The following is a 23,745-nucleotide window of genomic DNA, read 5'->3' as shown; positions in this document are numbered from 1 at the left end:
GTCTTACCAGAAAAAATTTTCTGGCATCACATTGTTCAAACAAACACGCTATTGGATTCTCAAACCACAAACACACACCCAACCATCACACGAAACATTTTCCGCGTGATCAACCGGGGGCATCCACAGGATTTGGTACTCTTCGCCTTGCGGCCCGCCGTACCAGCGGATCTCTACTCTACAGTGTCTCATCGATGTCCGCAACCCGGAGTTCACCTCCGCGTCACTTGGATCGAAATCCATCTGAAGCGTTCGCTGTGGCCCATTGGGCCGGCAGCTCGATCTACTCTACACCACCGGGATCGGCGCCCACAAGGGGCAGAATGCCGTTCGGAGGGTGATCTCGCTCACCGCTCCAACGAGCCCCCGCACCTCGCGGGATTCCGGCGGTCCAGCGTCCTCAGGCGACCGGCTCGATGAGGGCCGGGGAGTCGTTGCGGACGTTGCCGACGGCCTTGCCGACCCGGTGCTTCGTCACGCTCGCGGGATCGACCTGGGCGAGCGTGGCCGCCAGCAGGTCGGGGACCTCGCCGCTCGGCAGCGCCGGATTCATCCAGTCGTCGATGTGGTCACGACCGAGGAACACCGGCATCCGGTCGTGGACGTCGCGGAGATGACCGGCCGATTCCATCGTGAGGATCGACGTCGACACGAGCCAGGAGTCGTCGGGCTGCTTCCAGAACTCGAAGAGCCCCGCCATGAAGAGCGGGTCCTGGCCTGCCGCCGACATCATCCACGGCTGCTTGCCGTCCTCGGTGACCTCCCACTCGTAGTAGCCCGGGATGGGAAGGGCACACCGCCGGCGCTTGATCGCCTGCCGGAACATCGGCTTCTCGAGCACCGTCTCCGAGCGCGCGTTGAAGGCCTTGAACCCGATCGCCCGGTCCTTCGCCCAGCTGGGCACGAGTCCCCACGACGCCGCTTCGAGGCGGCGGGTGAGCTGTCCGTCGTCGTCGAGGCGCTCGACGACGATGGGGATGTCGGCACCCGGAGGAACGTTGTACCGCGGGGTGTAGTCGTAGGAGACGACGTCGAGGCGGAGCTCGTCGGCGAGGTCCGCCGGGTCAGATGACAGGTTGAGTCGACCGCACATGCGCCAATCCTCTCACTTCACTACACTGTCGACAATGGCGCCGGAGAAGAGCACAGCGGTACGGTTCGATCCCATCGAGGAGTCACGGAAGCAGTGGCTCGCGCACGGCTGGGATGAGGCCGCGGACGGCATGAACACCGTCATCTCCGTGATGCGCGTCCACCAGCTCTTCCTCGCGATGGTCGACGCCGCGCTCAAGCCCTTCTCCCTGACGTTCTCGCGCTACGAGGTGCTCACTCTGCTCTCGTTCACGAAGTCCGGCACCCTGCCGATGTCGAAGATCTCCGCGCGCCTCCAGGTCCACGCGACGTCGACGACGAACTCCGTCGATCGCCTCGAGAAGGCCGGCCTCGTCCGTCGCCGCAGCCATCCCGACGACCGCCGGACCACGCTCGTCGACCTCACCGAGGCCGGTCGCGAGCTCGCCGCCCGCGCCACCTCGGCGCTCAATGACGAGGTCTTCACGTCCCCTGCCGTCTCCGGCACCGATGGAGGCGAGCTCCTCCCCCACCTCGAGGCGCTGCGGGTGCGCCTCGAAGACCCCGCCTGATTCGCCTGCTGCACTCCTGAGTCCACCGAGCTCCGGAACTCTGCCCGACTCCGGAACTCTGCCCGGCTCCGGAACTCTGCCTGACACCAGAACTCTGCCGGGACTCCCCCACCGCCCTCCCGGACCGCGCTCTGCTCTCCGCTCTCTGCTCTCCGCTCACCACCAGGTGAGAGCGGCCTCGGGGCAATTAGTTGGACGTCCTAGTAAATTCTCCGTATCCTGATGACAATGCCGTGCCCGTGATCGCGGTCACCCCGCCCACCCCGCACGAGCGCACCACCGCTCACCCGTCATCCTGGAGGAACCATGTCCCGCAGCACTGTGACTGCCCTGCCGTTCGGCCTCACCGAGGAGCAGCAGACGATCTCTGCCATGGTCCGCGACTTCGCCGACACGGAGATCGCCCCCTACGCACTCGACTGGGATGCCAACCACCACTTCCCCGTCGACGTCATCAGGAAGTCGGCGGAACTCGGCATGGGCGGCATCTACGTCCGTGAGGAGTCCGGCGGCACCGGGATGGGCCGGATGGATGCGGCCCTGATCTTCGAGGCGATGTCGACCGGCTGCCCGTCGGTGGCCGCCTACATCTCGATCCACAACATGGTCGCGTGGATGATCGACAAGTACGGCAATGAGGAGCAGAAGGAGAGGTACCTCCTCCCGCTCGTCTCGATGGAGCACCTCGGCAGCTACTGCCTCACCGAACCCAACGCCGGCTCCGATGCCGGTGCCCTGCGCACCTCGGCGCGCGAGGACGGCGACCACTTCGTCCTCAACGGCGTCAAGCAGTTCATCTCCGGCGCCGGGTCGACCGACACCTACCTCGTCATGGCCCGCACCGGGCAGGACGGCGCCCGCGGGATCTCCGCGTTCATCCTCGAGAAGGGGATGGAGGGACTGAGCTTCGGTGTCAACGAGCAGAAGATGGGCTGGCGCGCCCAGCCGACCCGCCAGGTCATCATGGAGAACGTCCGAGTGCCGAAGGAGAACATGCTCGGCGACCTCGGTCAGGGCTTCAAGATCGCGATGTCCGGCCTCGACGGCGGCCGCCTCAACATCGGGGCGTGCTCGCTCGGCGGCGGGCAGTCCGCGCTCGAGAAGGCCATCGACTACATGGGCGAGCGCCAGGCCTTCGGCACCGAGCTCACCGGCTTCCAGGCGCTGCGCTTCGAGGTCGCGGAGATGCAGACGAAGCTCGAAGCCGCACGCTCCCTCCTGTGGCGGGCCGCGAACGCCTACGACGCGGGCGACCCGAACACGTCCCTGCTCTCGGCGATGGCGAAGCTCACCGCCACCGACACCGGCTTCGACGTCGCCAATCGGGCCCTCCAGCTCCACGGCGGCTACGGGTATCTGACAGAGTATGGGATTGAGAAGCTGGTTCGCGACCTGCGCGTCCACCAGATTCTGGAAGGCACCAACGAAATCATGCGCGTGATCATCTCGCGCAAGAGCACAGGAGTGGGCTGATATGACGACAGAGAATCCGAGCATCATCGCCACAGCGTCCGGCGGCCTCGGACGGATCGAACTCAACCGGCCGAAGCTGATCAACGCGCTCAGCCTCGACATGGTCGCCGGCATCGATGACGCCCTGCGCAGCTGGTACGACGACGACACCGTGACCACCGTGCTCGTCACCGGCCGCGGCGAGCGCGGTCTGTGCGCCGGCGGGGACATCAAAGCCGTCTACACCGACATCGTCGAGGGCACGGGCGAGAACGCGAAGTTCTGGAACCGCGAGTACCGGATGAACGCCGCGATCGCCGAGTACCCGAAGCCCTACGTCGTCATCATGAACGGCATCACGATGGGCGGCGGCGTCGGGATCTCCGGGCACGGCTCCGAGCGCATCGTCACGGACTCGACGAAGGTCGGGATGCCCGAGACCGGCATCGGACTCTTCCCCGACGTCGGCGGCACCTACCTGCTCGCGCGCGCTCCCGGCGAGCTCGGCACGCACCTGGCGCTGACCGGCACCGCGGTGGGCCCGGGCGCGGCGCTGGCCCTCGACCTCGCCGACCACTACGTCCCCGAAGCCGACCTCCCCGCCCTCATCGCCGACCTCGAAGCCGGGGAGGACGTCGACACCGTCGTCTCCCGCTATGCCGCGGACGCCCCGGCCGATGACCTCGCCGAGGCGGCCGCCTGGATCGACGAGTGCTACACCGGAGATGACATCGAGGACATCCTCGCCCGCCTCGAGGCCCATGCGAACCCCGAGGCGAACGCGGCTGCCGCCCTCATCCGGACGAAGGCCCCCACCTCGGTGAAGGTGACCCTGGCCGCCCTGCGGCGGGCCGCGGACATGACGCTCGCCGAGGTGCTCGAACAGGACTACCGCATCGCCGTCGAGATGACGCGCCGCCCCGATCTGCGCGAGGGCATCCGCGCGCAGGTCATCGACAAGGACCGCAGCCCCCAGTGGTCGCCGGCCTCCCTCAGCGAGGTCGACGACGCCACCGTGACCGCCATCCTCACCACCGAGCAGACAGACAAGGTGTTCTCATGAGCGACTACGCAACCATCCTCACCTCCGTCGACGACGGAGTCGCGACGATCACGATCAACCGGCCCAAGGCGCTCAACGCGCTCAACCTCCAGGTCCTCACCGACATCACCGATGCGGCGACCGGGTTCGACGCCGATGACGCGGTGCGCGCGATCATCATCACCGGCAGCGAGAAGGCGTTCGCGGCCGGCGCGGACATCAAGGAGATGTCCGAACTCGACTTCGCCACCGCCTACCGCGCCGACTGGTTCGCCGGCTGGGAGCGCCTGACGAACGTCCGCAAGCCGATCATCACCGCCGTCAGCGGCTACGCCCTCGGCGGAGGCTGCGAGGTCGCGATGATGGGCGACATCCTCATCGCCGCGACGACGGCGAAGTTCGGCCAGCCCGAGATCAACCTCGGCGTGCTCCCGGGCATGGGCGGGTCCCAGCGCCTGACCCGGGCGGTCGGCAAGGCGAAGGCGATGGACATGTGCCTGACCGGGCGGATGATGGACGCCGAGGAGGCCGAGCGCTCAGGCCTCGTCGCCCGCGTCGTCGCCCCCGAGGAACTCCTGTCGACGGCGAACGAGATCGCCCGCACGATCGCCGGGAAGTCCCTCATCGCCTCGGCGATGGTCAAGGAGGCGATCAACGTCGCCTTCGACACGACGCTCGAGCAGGGCCTGCGCTACGAGCGCCGCCTCTTCCACTCGGTGCTCGCGACGAACGACCAGACCGAGGGCATGGCCGCCTTCGTCGAGAAGCGGGATCCGAACTTCACCGACTCCTGACCGAGGGCGACCGCGAAGCGGGGGCGCAGCCGAATCATCGGCCGCGCCCCCGCTTTCTGCTCCCCTCGCACCGATTTTTAACATTCGTTCAGTTAGAGTGGTGCTGTTCGCAAATCCAAGGAGGCATCGTGAACCCCATTGACTCTCTCGACCTGAGGCTGCGCCTTCCGGTCTTCGGCTCCCCGATGTTCATCGCATCGGGCCCCGAACTCGTCACCGCCCAGTGCCAGGCCGGCATCGTCGGGGCGTTCCCCACCCTCAACGCGCGGCCGGCGTCGCTGCTCGCCGACTGGTTCGACGAGATCACCGAGTCGAACGCGAACTACACCGCAGCCCACCCCGAGTCCCCCGCCGCCCCGTTCGCGGCCAACCTCATCGTCCACCGGTCGAACAATCGCCTCGAGGCCGACCTCGCCGAGGTGGTCAGGCACAAGGTGCCCATCGTCATCACCTCACTCGGCGCCAGGGAAGAGGTCAACGAGGCCGTCCACTCCTACGGCGGCGTCGTCCTCCACGACATCATCAACAACCGCTTCGCCCACAAGGCCGTCGAGAAGGGCGCCGACGGCGTCATCGCCGTGGCCGCCGGGGCCGGCGGACACGCGGGCGCGCTCTCCCCGTTCGCGCTCGTCCAGGAGATCCGCAGCTGGTTCGACGGGCCGCTGCTGCTCTCCGGTGCGATCGCCCACGGCCGGTCGATCCTCGCGGCATTGGCCGCCGGGGCCGACTACGCCTACATCGGCTCCGCGTTCCTCTCCACCCCCGAGGCCAACGTCGTCGATGCGTACCGGCAGATGATCGTCGACTCCGCCGCCGACGACGTCGTCTACTCGAACTACTTCACCGGGGTCAAGGGCAACTACCTGCGCGGCTCGATCGTCGCCGCCGGCTTCGACCCCGACGATCTGCCCGAGGCCGACCCCTCGAAGATGGACTTCGGCACCGACCCGAACTCCGACGCGAAGGCGTGGAAGGACATCTGGGGCTCGGGTCAGGGCATCGGCGCCCTCGGGCTGCAGCGCACCACCGCCGAGCTCGTCGATCGCCTCGCCGCCGAGTTCCGCGACGCCGAGGACGAGCTGCGCACACGACTGGCGCGCACTGCTCCCGCCGCGGCCTCCGGCACCGTCTGAGCCCGCGCCGGCGCCGTCTCAGTCCGCGCCGGCGCAGTCTGAGCCCGCTCCGGCACCGAGACGGCCACTTCGCGTCGAGACCGCCACCTGTAAGCGGCGGTCTCGACGCGAAGTGGCCGTTTCGATGCTTGGGTCCCGGGACTCCGAGGTCAGATCGTCGAGATGATCCCCCGCTCGGTCAGGCGCGAGGCGAGACCGGCGCCGTCGGGTGCATAGATCCACGGCACACCCTGCCCGCGGCCGTGGCGCTTCGAGCGACCACCGGCCCACACGGCCTCACCGACGGTGAGCTGGCGGATCGCGACGGCGGCGACGTTGTTCGGGTGGTTCTCGACGAACTCGCCGTAGAGCTCCTCGTCGTTCTGCCCGTCATCGCCGATGAGCAGCCACTTCATCCACGGGAAGTCGCGGGCCAGCCGCTCGAGGGTGTTGCGCTTGTGCTCCTTGCCCGAGCGGAAGACGCGGGTCGTCGTCGGCCCCCAGTCGGTGAGCAGCAGCGGCCCGATCGGATAGAGGTTGCGGGAGAGGAACCGCTTGAGCGTGATCGCCGAGTTCCATGCCCCCGTCGAGAGGTAGATGATCGGGGTGTTCGGCCGCATGTAGGTGATCCGGTCGTAGAGCACGGACATGCCCGCCACCGGCGAGCGCGCGTGCTCGCTGAGGACGAACGTGTTCCACGCGGCGAGGAAGGGTCGCGGCAGCGAGGTCACCATGACTGTGTCGTCGATGTCGGAGATGATGCCGAACGTCGAATCCTCACCGATGATGCGCACCGCGGCCGAGTCGACGAGCGACCCGTCGGTCCACAGCTCGATCTCCGTCTCCCCCGGGGTGAAGTCGCCGGGGATGACGGTGTCGATGATCCCGCCCCGGTCCGAGGTGACCATGTGCTCCTCGTCGTTGATCCGCACCCACGCCGTGTCGTTGGGCAGAGGGACGCTGACGAACGAGCGCCATCCGCGGACGCTGGCCTGCGCATCGGCCGAGGGGTGGCCGTCGGGGGTGAGCACGAGGCGGCCGAGGACCCGCACCCAGTCGGTGCCGCCGTACGTGTCGTAGGCGAGCACGGTCCGCTGGTAGCTGTGGTTGGTCGCTCGCGATTGGATCCACCCGTTGAAGCGGTCCTCGAGCCGGGCTGCGGTGTGCAGCATGTCCGGGGTCAGGTTGAGCGGTCCTTCTGCGGTCTTCTTCTTGGCCACGGCGGCTCCTCCACGCGCTCGGCGGGTACGTTGGGGTGGTCGTCGGGGTGTCCCGACGGCGGGTTCAGATGAAACCGACCTTGTCATAAACCTCGCGCAGTGTCACCTCGGCGATGGCGTTCGCCTTCTCCGCGCCGGCATCGAGGATCCGCTGCAGCTGGGCGCGGTCCTCGAGGAGCTCGAGCGTGCGCTCCCGCACCGGCGTCAGCGCCTCGACGGCCACCTCGGCGAGATCGACCTTGAGATGACCGTACATCTTCCCCTCGTAGTCGGCGACGATGTCGTCGACGGGCCGGTTCGTCAGCGACGAGTAGATCGTCAGCAGGTTCGAGACTCCGGGCTTGGCCGTCGGATCGAAGCGGATCTCCGTCTCATCGTCGGTGACGGCGGACTTGATCTTCTTCGTCAGGGCCTTCGGCTCGTCGAGGAGGTCGATGCGGCCGAGCGGACTCGGCAGGGACTTCGACATCTTCGCGTCCGGATTCTGGAGGTCGTAGATCTTCGCGGTGGCCTTGAGGATCTGCGCCTCGGGCACGACGAAGGTATCACCGAACCGGTGGTTGAACCGCTCGGCGAGGTTGCGGGTGAGTTCGAGGTGCTGGCGCTGGTCCTCCCCGACGGGCACCATCTGAGGGTTGTAGAGGAGGATGTCGGCGGCCATGAGGGCCGGATAGGTGAGCAGGCCGAGGGACACGTGACCCTGCTTCGCCGATTTGTCCTTGAACTGGGTCATCCGCGTCGCCTCGCCCATCGAGGTCGTGCACTCGAGCACCCAGCTCAGACGGGGGTGGGCGGGGACCTGCGACTGGACGAAGATCGTCGAGGCCTCCGGGTCGATGCCGGCGGCGATGAACTGCGCGGCCGTGCGCAGGGTCCGCTCCCGAAGCTCGGCCGGGTCCTGTTCGACGGTGATCGCGTGCATGTTGGCGATGAAGTAGAACGCGTCGTGGGACTGCTGATGGGTGACGAACTGCTGCAGGGCCCCGATGTAGTTGCCGAGATGGAGGGAATCGGAGGTCGCTTGGATTCCGGACACGGTGCGGGGCAGTGAAGTCGTCGTCATGGCTCCATTTTGCCATCTCGGCGCCCCGCCTCTCACGCCGCTGTCGAACACCCGCCGATGCCGGTCCTCCGGTTGCCGACGCCGCGTGACCCGCGGCACACCGCGGCGAGTATGATGTCATCCAGAACACATGATTCGCCAAGGCTCTTCACATGTTGAGGCTGGTGGGACGGGGTGCCGCACGACAAGGACCTCGACCGGCCGCAGCACGCGCAGGGACCGCCGGGCGGATCGTGGACGACCCAGCTCAATGAGGAGGACCGCGTGTCGGTTGAATACGTCAAGACCGAAGAGGGGCTGCCCCCGGTCGGTGTGGTGGAGAAGCCCCGGTGGACGCCGGGCAGGATCGTGCTCTGGGTGGCCATCGCCCTCATCGCCGGTGCGGGTTGGACGATGGTCGCCTTCGTCCGCGGGGAGAACCTCTCGGCGAGCTGGTTCGTCGCCGCCGCCGTCGGCAGCTACCTCATCGGATTCCGCTTCTACGCGAAATTCATCGAATGGAAGGTCTGCCGTCCGGACCCGCGGCGGGCGACTCCGGCGGAGATCAATGACAACGGCCGTGACTTCGCACCGACGGACCGTCGCGTCCTCTTCGGCCACCACTTCGCCGCGATCTCCGGAGCCGGACCGCTCGTCGGTCCGATCCTCGCCGCGCAGATGGGCTACCTGCCGGGCACTCTGTGGATCATCGTCGGCGTCATCCTCGCCGGCGGCGTCCAGGACTACATGGTCCTGTACTTCTCGGTGCGCCGCAACGGCCGCTCGCTCGGGCAGATGACCCGTGACGAACTCGGCAAGACCGGCGGTGTCATCGCCTCGCTCGGCATCATCCTCATCATGGTCATCCTCATCGCGGTCCTCGGCGTCGTCATCATCAACGCCCTCGCCGAGAGCCCCTGGGGCGTCTTCTCGATCGCGATGACCATTCCCATCGCCGTGTTCATGGGCGTCTACATGCGCTACCTGCGCCCGGGCAAGGTCATCGAGACCTCGGTCATCGGCGTCGTCCTCCTGCTCGCGGCGATCATCGCCGGCGGCTGGGTCAACAGCTCCCCCGTCTGGTCGGAGGTCTTCACCCTCGACAAGGTGACGCTCGCATGGTGCCTGATGATCTACGGCTTCCTCGCCGCTGTCCTGCCCGTGTGGGTGCTCCTCGCCCCGCGCGACTACCTCTCGACGTTCATGAAGATCGGCACGATCGTGCTGCTCGCCGTCGGCATCCTCATCGTCAACCCGACCGTGCAGATGCCCGCGTTCACCGAGTTCGCGTTCAACTCCGCCGGCCCCGCCTTCGCCGGTGCGCTCTTCCCGTTCCTCTTCATCACGATCGCGTGCGGTGCCCTCTCGGGCTTTCACGCGCTCATCGCCTCGGGCACGACCCCGAAGCTCATCGAGAAGGAGTCGCAGGCCCGGCTCATCGGCTACGGCGGCATGCTCATGGAGTCCTTCGTCGCGATCATGGCGCTCGTCGCCGCGATCTGCCTCGACAAGGGCCTCTACTTCGCGATGAACGCCGCCGAACCGCTGACCGGCGGCACCGCCCAGGGCGCCGCGGACTTCATCAACAACTCCCTCGGCATGTCGGGGGTCGAGACGACACCGCAGTTCCTCGAGCAGGCGGCGCGCGATGTCGGTGAGGAGAGCATCGTCTCCCGCACCGGCGGTGCACCGACCCTGGCCATGGGCATGGCGCAGATCCTCCACAGCGTCTTCGGCGGACCCGCCTGGATGTCGTTCTGGTACCACTTCGCCGTGATGTTCGAGGCGCTCTTCATCCTCACGACGATCGACGCCGGCACCCGTGTCGCCCGCTTCATGCTCAGCGACGCCCTCGGCAACTTCTCCAAGCGCTTCCGCGATCCCTCGTGGACGCCGGGCGCGTGGCTGACGACGGCGATCATGGTCGGTGCCTGGGGATCGATCCTGCTCATGGGAGTGACCGATCCGCTCGGCGGCATCAACACGCTCTTCCCGCTCTTCGGCATCTCCAATCAGCTGCTCGCCGCGATCGCCCTCGCAGTGATCTTCGCGATCGTGTGCAAGATGGGGCTCGCGCGCTACGCGTGGATCCCCGGCATCCCGCTGGCGTGGGATCTCATCGTGACGATGACGGCGTCGTGGCAGAAGATCTTCTCCTCCGATCCCAAGCTCGGCTACTGGGCTCAGCACTTCGCGTACCGGGATGCGCTGGCCGCGGGCGAGACCTCGCTCGGGGCGACCCAGGGAGTGGAGGCGATGAGCGCGGTCGTGCGCAACACCTTCGTCCAGGGCACGCTGTCGATCATCTTCGCCCTCCTCGTCGCCATGGTCGTCGTCATGGCGCTGTGGAAGTCGATCGAAGCCATCCGCAAGGGCTCCCTGCCGACGACGGAGGAGCCGTTCACCGAGACGAAGCTCTTCGCCCCGGCCGGCCTCATCGCCCGCCGGTCCGAACGCGAGGTCCAGGCCCAGTGGGACGAGCGGTCGGGCAGGAGTCGACCATGACCGAGACACCCTTGCTCACCCGAATGGCGAGGGATCCGTGGGGGTCCCTGCGCCGAGGCGGGGCCTGGCTGCTCTGGTACCTGAAAGAGATCATGGGTGAGAACGCCTACCTCCACTACCTCGAGTCCTATGAGCGCCGCCACGGCACTCGGGACGGCGCGATGGGAGAGCGGGAGTTCTGGCGCGATCACACCGATGAACAGGACCGCAACCCGAAGGCGCGCTGCTGCTGAGAGTGTCGATGCCCAGAGTGTGAACCGTCTGGACGGTTCACACTCTGGGCATCGTCGGTCTCACGTCGATAGACGGTCTTCCCCGAGGACGTGGTCATCGGGGAGGATGGACGGGTGCGAACGTGGGTGTTTCTGGCGGGAGCGATCCTCGCCGAGGTGACGGGGACGCTGTCGATGAAGGCGGCGATCGAGCATCCGGCCCTCTACATCCTCATGGCCCTCGGCTATGCCGCCGCGTTCGTCTTCCTCAGCCTCACACTGCGGTCGGGGCTGCCGCTCGGCATCGCCTACGGGATCTGGGGTGCCTCCGGTGTCGCACTCACGGCCGCAGCCTCGGCGCTGCTCTTCGCCGAGCCGATCACCGTCGTCATGGCGCTCGGCATCGTCGCCATCATGGCCGGGGTCATGCTCGTCGAAATCGGCCACCGCGGGCAGGACGTGCCGACGGTCGCCGCCACCGAGGCGGATTACCCGGCCGCGCCGCCCCGACCGGGGGCGGAGTCGCGGGCTTCGCGGGAGGCGGAATCGCCGCGGCGGGACGCCGAATTGCCGGCTCGGCGGCCAGCGGAATCGCAGGCTCGTCAGGAGGAGTCATGATCCTCGGCTGGGCGCTCCTCATCGGCGCGATCCTCCTCGAGGTCGCGGCGACCATCTGCCTGCGCGTGGCCTCGGTGGGCGGCTCGAAATGGTGGTACGCGGGTGTGGCCGGCGGCTACATCGTCTCCTTCAGCCTGCTCAGCCTCACCCTGCGCACCGGTTTCCCCCTCGGAGTTGCCTACGGGATCTGGGCGGCCACGGGTGTCGCGCTGACCGCGATCGCCGGACGCGTGCTCTTCCAGGAGCGCCTGACGAGACTCATGGTCGCCGGCATCGGCCTCATCATCGTCGGTGTCCTCCTCATCGAGGTCGGCTCCGCACTCTGATTTCAGCGGCTTCGGCCACGGCGGTTTCGATCCGCAGCCTCTGACCGTCGATCCGCGAAGCCGACGCTCGCCGCCGCCGCGGCACCACCTCGGCGCCGCGGCGGCTCACCTCACTGCGGGGCGGGCAGGTCGTAGTCGATGACGAGCGGGGCGTGATCCGACCAGCGCTCACCCCAGCTGTTCGCCCGGTCGACGGTGGCGACCGTCGCCGTTCCGGCCAGTCCCGGAGTGGCCATGTGATAGTCGATGCGCCACCCGGCGTCGTTGTCGAAGGCCTGCCCGCGCATCGACCACCAGGTGTAGGGGCCGTCGATGTCACCGGCGAGCTGCCGGTGGACGTCGACGAAGCCGACATCGCCGAAGAACCCGTCGAAGTACGCGCGCTCCTCGGGCAGGAAGCCGGCCTTCTTCCGGTTCGCCTTCCAGTTCTTGAGGTCCCGTTCGGTGTGGCAGACGTTGAGGTCACCGGTGACGAGCACGTGGTCGGCGGTCGCGGCGAGCTGCGGCATCCGCTCGGTCATCCGGTCGAGGAACCGGTACTTGTCGTCCTGCTTCGGGGTGCCTGCCTCACCGGAGTGGACGTAGGCGGAGACGAGGGTGAGCAGAGTGCCGTCGCCGAGGCGGTAGTCCGTCTCCAGCCATCGTCCGGCCCGATCGAAGTAGCCGTCGGATCCGATCCCCTCACGCGTCTCCACGGGGGCGGTCTTCGCCATGACGGCGACCCCCGCCCGGCCCTTCGCCTCGGCGTCGTGGCTGATCGTCGTGTACCCGCTCTCCTCGAGGACACCGAGGGCGATGTCGTTGGCCGCGCGGACCTCCTGGAGGGTGATGAAGTCCGGAGCGGAGACATCGACCCAGGCGGGCATCCCCTTCCGCCAGGCTGCTCGGACTCCGTTGACGTTGACTGAGGCAATGCGAATCATGTGCTCTATGATGACAGAGCGAACTACTCTTGCGCGCGCCGCGTTATAGGGTGGGATTTGAGAAACTGCCGACCTGAGGAGGCGCAATGGCCGAAGAGGAGACTTTCGACGCCGAGGAGCTGAGCATCAGCCCGCTCGACGAAGTCGACGCCAGAGAGATGCGGGAATTCCTGCTCAGCGCCCAAGAGAACTTCTGGGGAGACCGCGACCTGCGCGCCGATCACGACGCGTACTGGTTCCGTCAGTTCGTCGCCTCCGGGCTCGTCGCGCGCTACCGCAGTCAGATCGTCGGCTACCTCCTCGGAGTCATCCCGCAGGAGGGTCCCGGCTACATCCACCTCGTCGCCGCGCACAAGGACTTCCGGCATCACGGCATCGGTCGTGAGCTCTACAAGCGATTCATCGACCATTCCCGCAAACTGCGCGTCGACTCGGTGCAGGCGACGACGATGCCCGACTCGTCGGGAGCGATCTCCTTCCACTCGTCGATGGGCTTCAGCGGTGAACTCGTCGAGGACTACGCCGGCCCCGGCAATCCCCGCGTGTTCTTCGAACTCAAGCTCGACCAGGACTGAGTCTCCTCACAGCCTCGACGGCCCGGTCACCCGCAGCGCGGTGACCGGGCCGTCGTCTTGCCGCCTCCCGGACCGCGAGACGGTGGCGGCACCGGGAGAGTCACGGCACCGGGAGAGTCCGGCGACGCGGGTCACAGCCCGCTGAGCAGTCGGATCGCCAGTGCCGCGATGACGCTCGCGGAGACGACTCCCCCGACCCGGCGACCGGTCGGTGAGAGGAGGAGACGTCCGGCACCGCGACCGATGAGGACGAGGACACAGTGCCAGGACGCCGAGGCGATGACGATGCCGGCCAGCAGGGCTGCGGAGTCTGCAGCACCGGCGGAGGCGGGCAGTCCGCCCGAGAGCACTACGGAGACGAAGTAGAGCAGCGGCCAGGGGTTGAGCCCGGTGAGGGTGAAGAAGAGCAGCGCCTCACGCAGCGCTGAGCGCGGTTCGCCCCTCGCGGCCAGGCCGCGCCTCGCACCCGGTTCGTCTGCTGTGCGGGGAACACCCCCCGCGGCAGGGTTCCTCCCCACGGCTGAGCCGTCGCTCGCGTCCGCATCGTCGTCCTCGCGCCGGAAGCCGTCGATGGCGGTCCGCCCGGCGAGGAAGAGGAGGAGACCCGCCCCGGCGACCGTCACCGGCACCTGCCACGGTGTGATCAGCCGGGCGGCCGCGGTCCCGCCGATCACCGCCGCAAGAGCGTAGAGCGCATCGGCGGTGACCGCTCCCGTCGCGGCGGCGAGACCGTGACGCAGCGAGGACGTCGCCGTGCGCTGGATGAGGAGCACGGCCACCGCGCCCACCGGGATCGCCAGTCCGAAGCCTGCCCAGAGTCCGAATCCGAAGGTTGCCCACATGCCTCCACCGTGCCCGGTGCGCATCGTGTGCGTCCATCGAATAATTCACGACGAACTGTACAGTGAATCACTATGATCGACCCGCGCCTCAAATCGCTCGCCGCCGTCCGCGACACCGGCACGGTCACCGCGGCCGCCGCTCTCCTCCACGTCACGCCGTCGACGATCTCCCAGCACCTGCGCGGACTCGCCCGCGTCGTCGGTGCCGATCTCGTCGAACCCGTCGGTCGCAATGTCAGGCTCACTCCCGCCGCCGAGGTGGTCCTCGCGCATGCGACGGCACTCAACGCCGAGTGGGAGCGCACTCTCGCCGACCTCGCAGCGCTGCGGGCAGCCGGCCGCGCCCGGCTGCGGATCTCCGCCGTCGCCTCGGCGATCGTCGCCCTCGTCTGTCCCGCGGTGGCCCGGCTGCCGGAGGTCGCGGTGGAGATCGGTGAGGACGCGGTGCGCGACCGGTTCCGCATGCTCGCCGAGTCCGAGACGGACATCGTCGTGACGCTGGACGCCACACCCCCGGACACCGCTCTCGCGACGTCGGCCGATACGGCCCGCACGGCGGCGCCGGCCGACGACGGCGGGGCCTGGGAGGTGCGCGAGCTGCTCACCGAGCCCCTCGACGTCATCGTCGGACCCGGGCATCGGCTCGCGGGCAGCGAGCGGGTCGGACTCTCCGCTCTCGCCGCGGAGACATGGATCGGCGCCGGTGACCTCATCGACCAGCAGGCCCTCTTCCTCCGCCTCTGCGCCCAGGCGGGATTCACCCCTCACCTGCGGCACGACGCCCTCGACTGGGGTGCGATCATCGCCCTCGTCGAATACGGGCACGGCATCGCCCTGCTCCCCCGCACGATCAGGATCGCCCCGGATGCCGGGGTCCGTCGTCTCGAGCTGGGCTGGCCGGACTCCCCCACCGTGCCGCACCGACGCCTGCGCGCCTACATCCGCGCCGGCAGCGCCACCCATCCGACGATCGCCGCCGGACTCGAGGCGCTCACCGCGGAGGGGCGGCGACTGACGGACACCGGCGCACGGTGACCGGCACAGTGTGAACAGCCCTGCCTGACCGGTCGCCAACCGGTCTGGGGTGAATGCGGAAACGGCCCGGATCATCCGGGCCGTTTCCACTCGACGGTCTACGCTGGGCAGTCGCTCGACACTCGGCGCTCGACGATCGAGGTTCAGTCACTCGGCGGAGCGTGCCGCCATGTCGACGACGTTCTGCAGCAGCAGGGCCCGGGTCATCGGACCGACGCCACCGGGGTTGGGCGAGATCCACCCGGCCACCTCGGCGACACCGGGATCGACGTCGCCGACGATCTTCGACTTCCCGGTCTCGGGGTCCTCCTCCCGGGAGACGCCGACGTCGAGGACGATCGCGCCGGGCTTGACGTCCTCGGGCTTGACGAGGCGCGGGGACCCGGCGGCGGCGACGATGATATCGGCCTGGGCGAGCAGCTCCGGCAGATTCGTCGTTCCCGTGTGGGTCAGGGTGACCGTCGCGTTGTACTCCCGGCGGGTGAGCAGGGAGCCGATCGACCGGCCGACGGTGACGCCGCGGCCGATGACGACGACGTGCTTGCCGGGCAGGTCGATCCCGTTGCGCACCATGAGTTCGATGACACCGCGCGGTGTGCACGGCAGCGGCGTCGTGATCTTCCGGCTGACGTTGAGCATGAGACGGCCGAGGTTCGTCGGGTGGAGTCCGTCGGCGTCCTTGGCCGGGTCGATGCGCTCGAGGACGGCATCGGTGTCGATGTGGTCCGGCAGCGGCAGCTGGACGATGTAGCCGGTGCAGGCGTCGTTGGCGTTGAGCTCGTCGATGACCGCGAAGAGCTCGTCCTGGGTGATCGTCTCGGGCAGGTCGCGGCGGATCGACTCGATGCCGATCTCGGCGCAGTCGCGGTGCTTGCCGGCGACGTACCACTTCGACCCGGGATCGTCGCCGACGAGGACGGTGCCGAGTCCGGGGACGATGCCCTGTGCGGCGAGACGGGCCACCTCGGCGCGCATCTCGTCCTTCATCTGCGCTGCGACGGCCTTGCCGTCGAGGATCTGCGCTGCCATCAGTACTGCTCCAGTCCTTCGTAGAGGGGGAAGTCGTCGCTGAGCTTCTTCACGCGGGCGGCGAGCGCCTCGACGTCGGCGCCGGGCTTGAGCGCCTCGGCGATGACGTCGGCGACCTCGGTGAACTCCTTGTCGCCGAAACCGCGGGTCGCGAGCGCCGGGGTGCCGATCCGCAGCCCCGAGGTGACCATCGGCGGACGCGGATCGAAGGGCACGGCGTTGCGGTTGACGGTGATGCCGACCTCGTGGAGGAGGTCCTCGGCCTGCTGGCCGTCGAGGGCGGAGTTGCGGAGGTCGACGAGGACGAGGTGGACGTCGGTGCCGCCGGTGAGCACGGTGGCACCCGCCTCGGCGACATCAGCGGCGAGGAGGCGATCGGCGAGGATCTGCGCGCCGCGGACGGTGCGCTCCTGCCGGTCGCGGAACTCCTCGGAGGCGGCGAGCTTGAAGGCCACGGCCTTCGCGGCGATGACATGCATGAGGGGTCCGCCCTGCTGGCCGGGGAAGACGGCCGAGTTGAGCTTCTTCGCGTACTCCTCCTTGCCGAGGATGAAGCCCGACCGGGGTCCGCCGATCGTCTTGTGCACCGTCGAGGAGACGACATCGGCGAAGGGCACCGGGTTGGGGTGGAGTCCGGCAGCGACGAGACCGGCGAAGTGGGCCATGTCCACCCACAGCTTCGCTCCGACCTCGTCGGCGATGTCGCGGAAGGCCTGGAAGTCGAGCTGGCGGGGGTACGCCGACCATCCGGCGACGATGACCTCGGGGCGGTGGTCGAGGGCCTTCTGCCGCACCTGGTCCATGTCGATGCGGTACGTGTCGGGGTCGACCTCGTACGACGCCACATCGTAGAGGCGACCGGAGAAGTTGATCTTCATGCCGTGGGTGAGGTGGCCGCCGTGGGCGAGCGAGAGGCCGAGCATCTTGTCGCCCTGACGGGCGAGCGCGTGCATGACAGCGGCATTGGCCGAGGCTCCGGAGTGCGGCTGGACGTTGGCGTACTCGGCGCCGAAGAGGCTCTTGGCGCGGTCGATCGCGAGGTCCTCGGCGATGTCGACGAACTCGCAGCCGCCGTAGTAGCGCTTGCCCGGGTACCCTTCCGCATACTTGTTCGTCAGCACCGACCCCTGCGCCTCGAGAACGGCGCGCGGCACGAAGTTCTCCGAGGCGATCATCTCAAGCGTCGACCGCTGTCGCCCCAGCTCGAGGTCGAGGACTTCGGCGATCTGCGGGTCGATGTCTGCAAGCGAAGCCTGCAGCGAGGATTCGGACATGGTTGCACTCCTGTGGCGTCGAGATTCGGCGGCGCGGTCTTCCCCCGCGCGCGTTCCGAGGCAATGCTAACAGCGAAGCCCCGGCCCCCGCCCGGCCGCCCGTCTGCCGGAAGCCCGGGATGGTGCGGGTCCAAGCGGCCCGCCCGGGTCGCCGCTGGGGTCGCCGCTGAGGCCGTCTGCGCGGTCGTCTGGACAGCAGGCCGACAGCCGCGTTGTCACTGCTGCCTGCGCTGCCGGATGTCGGACGGCTGACCGGGGACGATGTCGCACCCGATTAGACTCGCGGCTATGAGCGAAGAATGGATCCTGCGAGTCACCTGCCCCGATGCGACCGGAGTCGTCCACGCCGTGACCGGGGCGCTGGCCGGGCTCGGTGCGAACATCACCGAATCGCAGCAGTTCTCCTCCCCCGACTCCCACCAGTTCTTCCTCCGCGTCCACTTCACGACCCCGGCTCCCGTGAGTGAGGCGGACCTGGAGACGGCCCTCGCCGAGGCGGCCGCCCGGTTCTCGATGACGCTCGGTCTCCAGCCCGCACAGAAGCGCACCCGCACCCTCGTCCTCGTCTCGAAGGCCGCCCACTGCCTCAACACCCTCCTCTTCCAGCAGAGCGCGGGCCAGCTGCCCATCGACATCGTCGCCGTCGCCGGCAACCACGATGCGCTGCGCCCCCTCGCCGAGTTCCACGGCCACGACTTCCACCACATCCCCATCACCCCGGAGACGAAGGAGACCGCCGAGGCGCAGCTGCGTCGCCTCGTCACCGACCTCGACGTCGAACTCATCGTCCTCGCCCGCTACATGCAGATCCTCTCCCCCGACCTCTGCGCGGCGCTCGAGGGCCGGGTCATCAACATCCACCATTCGTTCCTGCCGAGCTTCAAGGGCGCCAAGCCCTATCATCAGGCGCACGCCCGCGGGGTGAAGATCATCGGAGCGACCGCCCACTACGTCACCCCCGACCTCGACGAGGGCCCGATCATCGAACAGGACGTCGCCCGCGTCGACCACAACCGCAACATCGCCGACTTCGTCGCCCGCGGCCAGGACGTCGAGGCGGCCGTGCTCGCCCGTGCGGTCCGCTGGCACGCGGAGGGCCGCGTCCTCATGGACGGTCATCGCACTGTCGTCTTCGACTGACCCCACGCCGCACCGCCTCGGCGGGCATCGTCACGGGCCACCGCCTCGGCGGGGAACGTCCCCACGGCCCACCGAGGCGAGGATCGTCCCCATGGCCCACCGAGGCGGGCATCACCGCTCGCTCACGGGGCGGTGCGGACCCAGCCCGCTCTCCGCCCTCCGCCGTCGACGCAACCGGCCCCGGTGGTGCGGTTCTGACACAATTGCGCCGCACACGGGTCCCGGGCGGTCAACCTGGGCTACCGTTCGACTATGAGTGAGACTCACCTGCGGCGCCTGCCGATCCCCCGCGGACCGATCAACCTCGCCCGCCAAGCCCTGCTGCGCACCGCGAACCTCGGCCTGACGGCCGCCTACGGCACGTACCGGCTCCACCCGGCGATCTGGCGCTTCACCGCCCGGCACTACTCGCCGAAGCTCGAGCCCTTCGCCCGGCTCAACGCGTGGATGATCTGCCAGCAGGCCTCCCTCGACGTGCCCGCCTACCAGGACTACCTCGCGCGCACCGGGTTCACGTTCACGTGGTGGGACCTCGAGGCCTACACTCCGACGTCGAAGGACGACTTCGTCCGCGTCTACAGCGAGGAGCACCGCTGCTGGGGCGGGCGGATCGAGCGGATCGGCACGGTCGTCGACGAGTCCTCGGGCTCCTCGGGCACGCCGTTCAACTGGATGCGGTCGAAGCGCGAGCTCGACACCGTCCACAAGAACGTCGCCGGGTATGTGACGATGCTCTTCGGGGATGCGGACCTCTTCTGCATCAACGCGTTCTCGATGGGCGCGTGGGCGACGGGGACGAACACGGGCCTGGCGATGGCGAAGGTCGCGATGGTGAAGAACACCGGACCCGACCTCGAGAAGATCCTCGACACGATGCGCCACTTCGGCCCCGGCCACACGTACCTCATCAGTGCCTATCCCCCGTTCCTCAAGCACCTCGTCGACCGCATGGACGCCGAGCCGGGAGTCTGGGACGAGTACCGGATCAACGGCTTCGTCGGCGGGGAGGCGATGACCGAGGGCCTGCGCGACTATCTCGAGCAGCGGTTCCACCGGGTCTACTCCGGGTACGGGGCCTCGGATCTCACGATCGGCATGGCCGGGGAGTCCGACCTCTCCGTCGTCATCCGCCGGGCCCTGGCCCATGACCTCGCCTTCCGCGCCGAGGTGCTCGGCCCCGAGGAGTCCCGCGTGCCCATGGTCTTCCAGTACAACCCCCTCGAGACCTACCTCGAGACGACGGCCGACGGGGAACTCGTCGCGACGATCAACTCGGCATCGGTGATGAGTCCCCGGCTGCGCTACAACATCGGCGACGAGGCAAAGCTCATCGACTTCCCGACGATGGTCGAGCTCACCCGCGCCCACCACGAGCTCGCCCGGCAGTGCTCACAGGCCTTCGCCGACAACGGAATGAAGCTGCCGTTCGTCCTCCTCTTCGGCCGGTCGGATTCGACGATCTCTTATATGGGTGCCAACATCTACCCGCTCGACATCGAGAACGGCCTCTACCGGGACAACCCACGCGCCCACCTCATCGAGTCCTTCCGCATCGAACTGCGCGAACTCGCCGACCACGAGCACCGCCCCGCCCTCCACATCCAACTCCGCGAGACCGGCGCCGAAGGGAACGAGGAGCTGAGCGCCGGCGAGCGCGAGGAGCTCGCCGAGACCATCCGGGCCGGCGTGCTCGGCCATCTCGCCTCGGTGTCCAGGGACTTCGCGCAGAGCATGAAGGAGGATCCGACGACAGCAGAGCTCGAGATCGAGATCCACGACTTCGGCACCGGTCCCTTCGCCACCGCCTCGACGAAGATCAAGAACGTCTACCTCCAACCCAAGGAGAGCAATGCGATCGAATGACTTCTCCCTCGCCCCTCCGCAGGCGCGCGCCGAGTCGTTCTTCCTCGGGGCCAACCGGTACCGCAATCCGCTGAGCATGCTCGGCCAGGTGCGCCGCTGGCCGAAGCTCGCGAAGGCCCTGCGCCGCGCCCCCGGCTATCTGTGGCACCGCAGCTACTACGAGTTCCCCGACCGGATCGGCCTCCTCGTCGCCTTCGCGACCCGGGACGATCTCATGCGCTTCGCCCGCACCCCCGAACACGTCGAGATCATGCACTGGCTCGTCGGCGCCGGGGACAGCTCCCCGGCCCGCGGCGGTTTCATCCGCATCTTCGACGCCGAGGAGTGGGGGTACACGAACGGCGAATTCCGCGCCGAGGACGGCCGCCTGGGGATGATCGAGACCTTCACCCCGACGAGCGAGGAATGAGGGTGGGACCGGGATGACCGGATCTGCCGGGCACGGGACGAGCGTGCCCACTGGGACGGGGATGACCGCCCATCGCGTGGCCTCGCGGGCGGACCTTCGGACCTTCATCGACCTCGGCCCGCGGATCGCCGCGCTCCGCGGCGAGACCGAACGAGCGGTGCCGCTGTTCGCCGCCGACATCGCGGAGTGGCAGTCGGGCACGGGATGGTTCGCCGAGGCGGTCGAACTCTGGCTCGTCCGTGACAGCGCGGGCACCCCGGTCGGGCGCGTGATGTGCCACCGTTCGCGACTGCTCGCCGAGCGGATCAGCGACGGCCCTATCGCGGAGGCACCGGAGACGCTCTTCTTCGGAGCCCTCGAGGCCGCCGACGAGACCGCCCTGACCGCGATCATCGCGCTCATCGACGAGCGGGCGCACCACCTCGGCGCCGCCCGCGTCTTCGGTCCGGTCTCTCCGCTGCCCAACGTCACCGGCGGGCTCGTCACCGCCGGCCACGACCATCCCGGGTTCTTCGACACCGCGTGGAACCCGGCGTTCTTCGCTCCCGCGTTCCGGGCCGCGGGCTTCCGGGAGTGGGGGCCCGCCCAGACGTGGGAGGTCGCCGTCGGGGAGGTCCCGCACGCACGGGCGACCGCGACCGCGTGGGCCGCGCACGGGTTGCGCCGCCGTCCGGTGTCCCGGTGGGGCTTGCGCAGCTTCGCCGGGCGGATGCTGCCGGCGCTCAACGCGGCGTTCGCGGCTCTGCCGTACTACACGCCGATCTCCCCTGCCCAGCTGCGGTCGCAGATGGCGGGCATGGCCGCTCTCATGGATCCGTCCCTCATCGTTGACGTCGTCGGCGAGATGGAGGCCGACGACGCCCCCTCCCGCTGCTTCGCCCTCGTCATCCCCGACCCCGCGCCGGTGCTGCGCCGGCATGGCGGTCGCCTCGGTCCGGCGGCGATCGCCGACCTGCTGCGGCACCGCTCCCGTCTCCGCGACGCCGTGCTCATCATCCAGGGCACCGATCCGCGCTTCCAGGGCACCGGCCTGCTCTCCCTCGTCCTCGGCGACGTCTACGCCGGACTCGCCGCCGGCGGCTACCGGCGCCTGCGGGTGACGTTCATCGCCGAGGACAATCCCGCCTCCGCGGCGGTCTTCGCCAAGGCCGGAGGCACGCCGCTGCACTCCCTGTGCTTCCTCGACCGGCACCGCGCAGCGAGCACCGCCGCGGATCCCGCCGTCGGGCCGGCCGTACCTGCGTCCGCGACTGCAGTCCCGGTGACCGCAGCTGCGACTGCAGCAACGGCGACCGTGGCAGTGACTTCCGCAGAGCCGATCCCCGCGGAGCCGACTTCCGCGGAACCGAGCACCCAGTCTGCGACTGTCGCACCTGCAACCCCGGCGGCGCGCATCGACGCCGCGCTCCTCACCGACCTCTTCGCGACGGCGGGACGCTCCCCCTCGGCGCACAACACGCAGCCGTGGGTGCCGAGAATCGTGCGGATCGCCGACGACGGAACATCGGCGGAGGTCGCACTCACCGTCGATCCCGCCCGCACCCTCCCGGTCGGCGACCCGCGGTCCGAGGATCTCCACCTCTCGATCGGGTGCTGGGTCGAGGCGCTGTCGATCGCCGCCGCCGAGGCGGGACTCGATACCGCGGTCACCTCCGTCGACGGGTGGGGACCGAGTCTCGACGTCCGGCTGAGGGTCACCGTCAGCGCCGATCCCGGCGACCGACGCGGGTTGCGGGACACGGCGAGCGGTGACGACCGTGAGGTGCCGGCCGGCGGCCACCGAGACTGGCCGTCCTTCACCACTGCCGATCTCCGTCACCGTCAGGTCGACCGCGGTCCGCTGTCCCGCGATGACACCGCGTTCGCCGAGGCGGTCGGCCACGCCGACGCGGCACTGGCGGGATCGGGGGCGCGCCTCGTCGAGATCCCCGACGACGAGTGGACCGCCCTGCTCACGCGCGCCACCCGACACTCCTTCGCCGACCCGGCTGTCTTCGCCGAAACCCTCACCTGGCTGCGCTTCGATCCTGCCGACCCCGCCTACCGACAGGACGGACTGAGCGCCGCCTGCCTGCGGATCCCCACCGCGGCCGCCCGACTCGCCGGGGTCCTCAACCGTCCCCGCCTCCGGCCGCTCGTCGCTAGGGGCCTCGCCACCGCCCTCGCCCCGGCCGGATGGGTCGACGGTCTCCGGGACCGTCTCCGCGGCCCGCGCCGTGGATCAGGTCTTCCTCTCGTCGGTCACGAGCCAGGAGACCCGGCGCCGATCGACGATTCGACGACCGCCGACGACCCGGCGACCTCCTCGGCGCGGACGGGAGCCCCGCACCACGTCGTCCTCGCGGTCACCGAGGATAAGGATGATGCGGCCCGCGAGATCGCACTCGGCCGAGATCTGCTGCGGACGTGGCTGCTCCTCGATCGGGCGGGCCTGCGCGTCGACGTCCACTCGGAGATCAAGGACTGCCCGGCGACGCACGCGAGACTGCGCGACCGCCTCGGCGACGGACCGACGACGCGACCGCTCGCCGCGTTCTCGATCGGCCGCTCGACGACCCCGGTGCCCCGGTCGGCTCGCCGCTGACCGGGAACGACGACGTGAGCGCACGTGTAGAGGCAGGAGCCGCGAAAATCCAGGGCTCTGATGTTACTCACACGTTATTCACACCACACGTCCGAGGTGATGTAG

The 23,745-nt window shown here is 68.7% G+C and carries 22 protein-coding genes; 15 read left to right on the top strand and 7 right to left on the bottom strand.

All coding sequences use genetic code 11. From position 1 onward, the window contains the following. Positions 1–400 precede the first annotated feature (400 nt). Positions 401–1,093: an SOS response-associated peptidase gene (locus tag ACFQ91_RS08900; protein ID WP_198498234.1), complete on the bottom strand. Its 693-nt coding sequence runs from the start codon at positions 1,091–1,093 to the stop codon at positions 401–403. 34 nt (positions 1,094–1,127) lie between these two features. On the opposite strand from ACFQ91_RS08900, the gene ACFQ91_RS08895 reads away from it, so the two are divergent. The 5 genes from ACFQ91_RS08895 to ACFQ91_RS08875 all read left to right on the top strand — a co-directional run bounded on the left by ACFQ91_RS08895 (position 1,128) and on the right by ACFQ91_RS08875 (position 6,064). After that, the gene (locus ACFQ91_RS08895) at positions 1,128–1,643 is read left to right on the top strand and encodes a MarR family winged helix-turn-helix transcriptional regulator (protein WP_198498233.1); all 516 of its coding nucleotides are present in this window, start codon (positions 1,128–1,130) and stop codon (positions 1,641–1,643) included. A 306-nt stretch (positions 1,644–1,949) separates the two neighbouring features. Continuing rightward, positions 1,950–3,116 (top strand): acyl-CoA dehydrogenase family protein, encoded by a 1,167-nt coding sequence (locus ACFQ91_RS08890; RefSeq protein WP_198498232.1) that lies wholly within the window; start codon positions 1,950–1,952, stop codon positions 3,114–3,116. Position 3,117: 1 nt separating this feature from the next. Beyond that, positions 3,118–4,158 carry an enoyl-CoA hydratase/isomerase family protein gene (locus ACFQ91_RS08885; protein ID WP_198498231.1) on the top strand — a complete coding sequence of 347 codons (1,041 nt, stop codon included), beginning with the start codon at positions 3,118–3,120 and terminating at the stop codon, positions 4,156–4,158. Continuing rightward, positions 4,155–4,931: an enoyl-CoA hydratase gene (locus ACFQ91_RS08880; RefSeq protein WP_198498230.1), complete on the top strand. Its 777-nt coding sequence runs from the start codon at positions 4,155–4,157 to the stop codon at positions 4,929–4,931. Before ACFQ91_RS08885 ends, ACFQ91_RS08880 begins: the two co-directional genes overlap by 4 nt. A gap of 128 nt (positions 4,932–5,059) precedes the next feature. Then, the gene (locus tag ACFQ91_RS08875) at positions 5,060–6,064 is read left to right on the top strand and encodes a nitronate monooxygenase family protein (protein WP_232623531.1); all 1,005 of its coding nucleotides are present in this window, start codon (positions 5,060–5,062) and stop codon (positions 6,062–6,064) included. 149 nt (positions 6,065–6,213) lie between these two features. Here ACFQ91_RS08875 and ACFQ91_RS08870 read toward each other — a convergent pair whose 3' ends face one another. Both ACFQ91_RS08870 and trpS read right to left on the bottom strand, forming a co-directional pair. Then, on the bottom strand, positions 6,214–7,263 hold the full coding sequence (locus ACFQ91_RS08870) for an App1 family protein (RefSeq protein ID WP_137826622.1): 1,050 nt from the start codon (positions 7,261–7,263) through the stop codon (positions 6,214–6,216). Between the two features lie 64 nt (positions 7,264–7,327). Continuing rightward, positions 7,328–8,326, bottom strand: coding sequence for a tryptophan--tRNA ligase (gene trpS, locus ACFQ91_RS08865; protein ID WP_198498229.1), 999 nt, complete (start codon positions 8,324–8,326; stop codon positions 7,328–7,330). 264 nt (positions 8,327–8,590) lie between these two features. Between trpS and ACFQ91_RS08860 the strand changes: the two genes are divergently transcribed. The 4 genes from ACFQ91_RS08860 (at position 8,591) to ACFQ91_RS08845 (ending at position 11,966) form a co-directional block, all read left to right on the top strand. Next, positions 8,591–10,810, top strand: coding sequence for a carbon starvation CstA family protein (locus tag ACFQ91_RS08860; RefSeq protein WP_198500918.1), 2,220 nt, complete (start codon positions 8,591–8,593; stop codon positions 10,808–10,810). Next, positions 10,807–11,043 carry a YbdD/YjiX family protein gene (locus tag ACFQ91_RS08855; RefSeq protein ID WP_332839519.1) on the top strand — a complete coding sequence of 79 codons (237 nt, stop codon included), beginning with the start codon at positions 10,807–10,809 and terminating at the stop codon, positions 11,041–11,043. Before ACFQ91_RS08860 ends, ACFQ91_RS08855 begins: the two co-directional genes overlap by 4 nt. Positions 11,044–11,157: 114 nt before the next feature. Continuing rightward, complete coding sequence (locus ACFQ91_RS08850) at positions 11,158–11,640, top strand: multidrug efflux SMR transporter (RefSeq protein WP_198498228.1); 483 nt, start codon at positions 11,158–11,160, stop codon at positions 11,638–11,640. Next, positions 11,637–11,966: a multidrug efflux SMR transporter gene (locus ACFQ91_RS08845; protein ID WP_198498227.1), complete on the top strand. Its 330-nt coding sequence runs from the start codon at positions 11,637–11,639 to the stop codon at positions 11,964–11,966. Before ACFQ91_RS08850 ends, ACFQ91_RS08845 begins: the two co-directional genes overlap by 4 nt. 110 nt (positions 11,967–12,076) lie before the next feature. On the opposite strand, the gene ACFQ91_RS08840 is transcribed toward ACFQ91_RS08845, so the two are convergent. Further along, a complete protein-coding gene (locus ACFQ91_RS08840; protein ID WP_198498226.1) occupies positions 12,077–12,889 on the bottom strand; it encodes an exodeoxyribonuclease III in 813 nt (270 codons plus the stop codon). Between the two features lie 86 nt (positions 12,890–12,975). Here ACFQ91_RS08840 and ACFQ91_RS08835 point away from each other — a divergent pair, with 86 nt between their 5' ends. Next, complete coding sequence (locus tag ACFQ91_RS08835; RefSeq protein ID WP_198498225.1) at positions 12,976–13,464, top strand: GNAT family N-acetyltransferase; 489 nt, start codon at positions 12,976–12,978, stop codon at positions 13,462–13,464. 131 nt (positions 13,465–13,595) lie between these two features. Here ACFQ91_RS08835 and ACFQ91_RS08830 read toward each other — a convergent pair whose 3' ends face one another. Further along, on the bottom strand, positions 13,596–14,306 hold the full coding sequence (locus ACFQ91_RS08830; protein ID WP_198498224.1) for a LysE family transporter: 711 nt from the start codon (positions 14,304–14,306) through the stop codon (positions 13,596–13,598). Between the two features lie 72 nt (positions 14,307–14,378). Here ACFQ91_RS08830 and ACFQ91_RS08825 point away from each other — a divergent pair, with 72 nt between their 5' ends. Continuing rightward, positions 14,379–15,341: a LysR family transcriptional regulator gene (locus ACFQ91_RS08825; RefSeq protein ID WP_198498223.1), complete on the top strand. Its 963-nt coding sequence runs from the start codon at positions 14,379–14,381 to the stop codon at positions 15,339–15,341. A gap of 147 nt (positions 15,342–15,488) precedes the next feature. Here the strand turns inward: ACFQ91_RS08825 and ACFQ91_RS08820 are convergent, their stop codons facing one another. Together ACFQ91_RS08820 and glyA are read right to left on the bottom strand one after the other, a co-directional pair. After that, a complete protein-coding gene (locus ACFQ91_RS08820; protein WP_198498222.1) occupies positions 15,489–16,370 on the bottom strand; it encodes a bifunctional methylenetetrahydrofolate dehydrogenase/methenyltetrahydrofolate cyclohydrolase in 882 nt (293 codons plus the stop codon). After that, positions 16,370–17,644, bottom strand: coding sequence for a serine hydroxymethyltransferase (gene glyA, locus ACFQ91_RS08815; protein ID WP_211977955.1), 1,275 nt, complete (start codon positions 17,642–17,644; stop codon positions 16,370–16,372). The genes ACFQ91_RS08820 and glyA overlap by 1 nt, the downstream gene beginning before the upstream one ends. Positions 17,645–17,932: 288 nt before the next feature. On the opposite strand from glyA, the gene purU reads away from it, so the two are divergent. The 4 genes from purU (at position 17,933) to ACFQ91_RS08795 (ending at position 23,640) form a co-directional block, all read left to right on the top strand. Then, a complete protein-coding gene (purU, locus tag ACFQ91_RS08810; RefSeq protein ID WP_198498221.1) occupies positions 17,933–18,784 on the top strand; it encodes a formyltetrahydrofolate deformylase in 852 nt (283 codons plus the stop codon). Positions 18,785–19,036: 252 nt separating this feature from the next. Continuing rightward, positions 19,037–20,647 (top strand): phenylacetate--CoA ligase family protein, encoded by a 1,611-nt coding sequence (locus ACFQ91_RS08805; RefSeq protein ID WP_211977956.1) that lies wholly within the window; start codon positions 19,037–19,039, stop codon positions 20,645–20,647. Then, positions 20,634–21,056 carry a hypothetical protein gene (locus tag ACFQ91_RS08800; RefSeq protein WP_211977957.1) on the top strand — a complete coding sequence of 141 codons (423 nt, stop codon included), beginning with the start codon at positions 20,634–20,636 and terminating at the stop codon, positions 21,054–21,056. The genes ACFQ91_RS08805 and ACFQ91_RS08800 overlap by 14 nt, the downstream gene beginning before the upstream one ends. A gap of 13 nt (positions 21,057–21,069) precedes the next feature. Further along, positions 21,070–23,640 carry a hypothetical protein gene (locus ACFQ91_RS08795; RefSeq protein ID WP_211977958.1) on the top strand — a complete coding sequence of 857 codons (2,571 nt, stop codon included), beginning with the start codon at positions 21,070–21,072 and terminating at the stop codon, positions 23,638–23,640. The last annotated feature ends 105 nt before the right edge of the window (positions 23,641–23,745 follow it).

The sequence above is a fragment of the Brevibacterium sp. NPDC056726 genome (genome assembly GCF_042790515.1).
GTDB lineage: Bacteria > Actinomycetota > Actinomycetes > Actinomycetales > Brevibacteriaceae > Brevibacterium > Brevibacterium sanguinis.
This window is presented reverse-complemented; position numbering and strand designations above follow the sequence as displayed.

What these genes read in the sequence shown, in the direction of transcription:
- ACFQ91_RS08900 (WP_198498234.1), bottom strand. Translation starts at nt 1,093, where the DNA reads ATGTGCGGTCGACTCAACCTGTCATCTGACCCGGCGGACCTCGCCGAC.
- ACFQ91_RS08895 (WP_198498233.1), top strand. Translation starts at nt 1,128, where the DNA reads ATGGCGCCGGAGAAGAGCACAGCGGTACGGTTCGATCCCATCGAGGAG.
- ACFQ91_RS08890 (WP_198498232.1), top strand. Translation starts at nt 1,950, where the DNA reads ATGTCCCGCAGCACTGTGACTGCCCTGCCGTTCGGCCTCACCGAGGAG.
- ACFQ91_RS08885 (WP_198498231.1), top strand. Translation starts at nt 3,118, where the DNA reads ATGACGACAGAGAATCCGAGCATCATCGCCACAGCGTCCGGCGGCCTC.
- ACFQ91_RS08880 (WP_198498230.1), top strand. Translation starts at nt 4,155, where the DNA reads ATGAGCGACTACGCAACCATCCTCACCTCCGTCGACGACGGAGTCGCG.
- trpS (WP_198498229.1), bottom strand. Translation starts at nt 8,326, where the DNA reads ATGACGACGACTTCACTGCCCCGCACCGTGTCCGGAATCCAAGCGACC.
- ACFQ91_RS08855 (WP_332839519.1), top strand. Translation starts at nt 10,807, where the DNA reads ATGACCGAGACACCCTTGCTCACCCGAATGGCGAGGGATCCGTGGGGG.
- ACFQ91_RS08845 (WP_198498227.1), top strand. Translation starts at nt 11,637, where the DNA reads ATGATCCTCGGCTGGGCGCTCCTCATCGGCGCGATCCTCCTCGAGGTC.
- ACFQ91_RS08840 (WP_198498226.1), bottom strand. Translation starts at nt 12,889, where the DNA reads ATGATTCGCATTGCCTCAGTCAACGTCAACGGAGTCCGAGCAGCCTGG.
- ACFQ91_RS08835 (WP_198498225.1), top strand. Translation starts at nt 12,976, where the DNA reads ATGGCCGAAGAGGAGACTTTCGACGCCGAGGAGCTGAGCATCAGCCCG.
- ACFQ91_RS08830 (WP_198498224.1), bottom strand. Translation starts at nt 14,306, where the DNA reads ATGTGGGCAACCTTCGGATTCGGACTCTGGGCAGGCTTCGGACTGGCG.
- ACFQ91_RS08825 (WP_198498223.1), top strand. Translation starts at nt 14,379, where the DNA reads ATGATCGACCCGCGCCTCAAATCGCTCGCCGCCGTCCGCGACACCGGC.
- ACFQ91_RS08820 (WP_198498222.1), bottom strand. Translation starts at nt 16,370, where the DNA reads ATGGCAGCGCAGATCCTCGACGGCAAGGCCGTCGCAGCGCAGATGAAG.
- glyA (WP_211977955.1), bottom strand. Translation starts at nt 17,644, where the DNA reads ATGTCCGAATCCTCGCTGCAGGCTTCGCTTGCAGACATCGACCCGCAG.
- purU (WP_198498221.1), top strand. Translation starts at nt 17,933, where the DNA reads ATGAGCGAAGAATGGATCCTGCGAGTCACCTGCCCCGATGCGACCGGA.
- ACFQ91_RS08805 (WP_211977956.1), top strand. Translation starts at nt 19,037, where the DNA reads ATGAGTGAGACTCACCTGCGGCGCCTGCCGATCCCCCGCGGACCGATC.
- ACFQ91_RS08800 (WP_211977957.1), top strand. Translation starts at nt 20,634, where the DNA reads ATGCGATCGAATGACTTCTCCCTCGCCCCTCCGCAGGCGCGCGCCGAG.
- ACFQ91_RS08795 (WP_211977958.1), top strand. Translation starts at nt 21,070, where the DNA reads ATGACCGGATCTGCCGGGCACGGGACGAGCGTGCCCACTGGGACGGGG.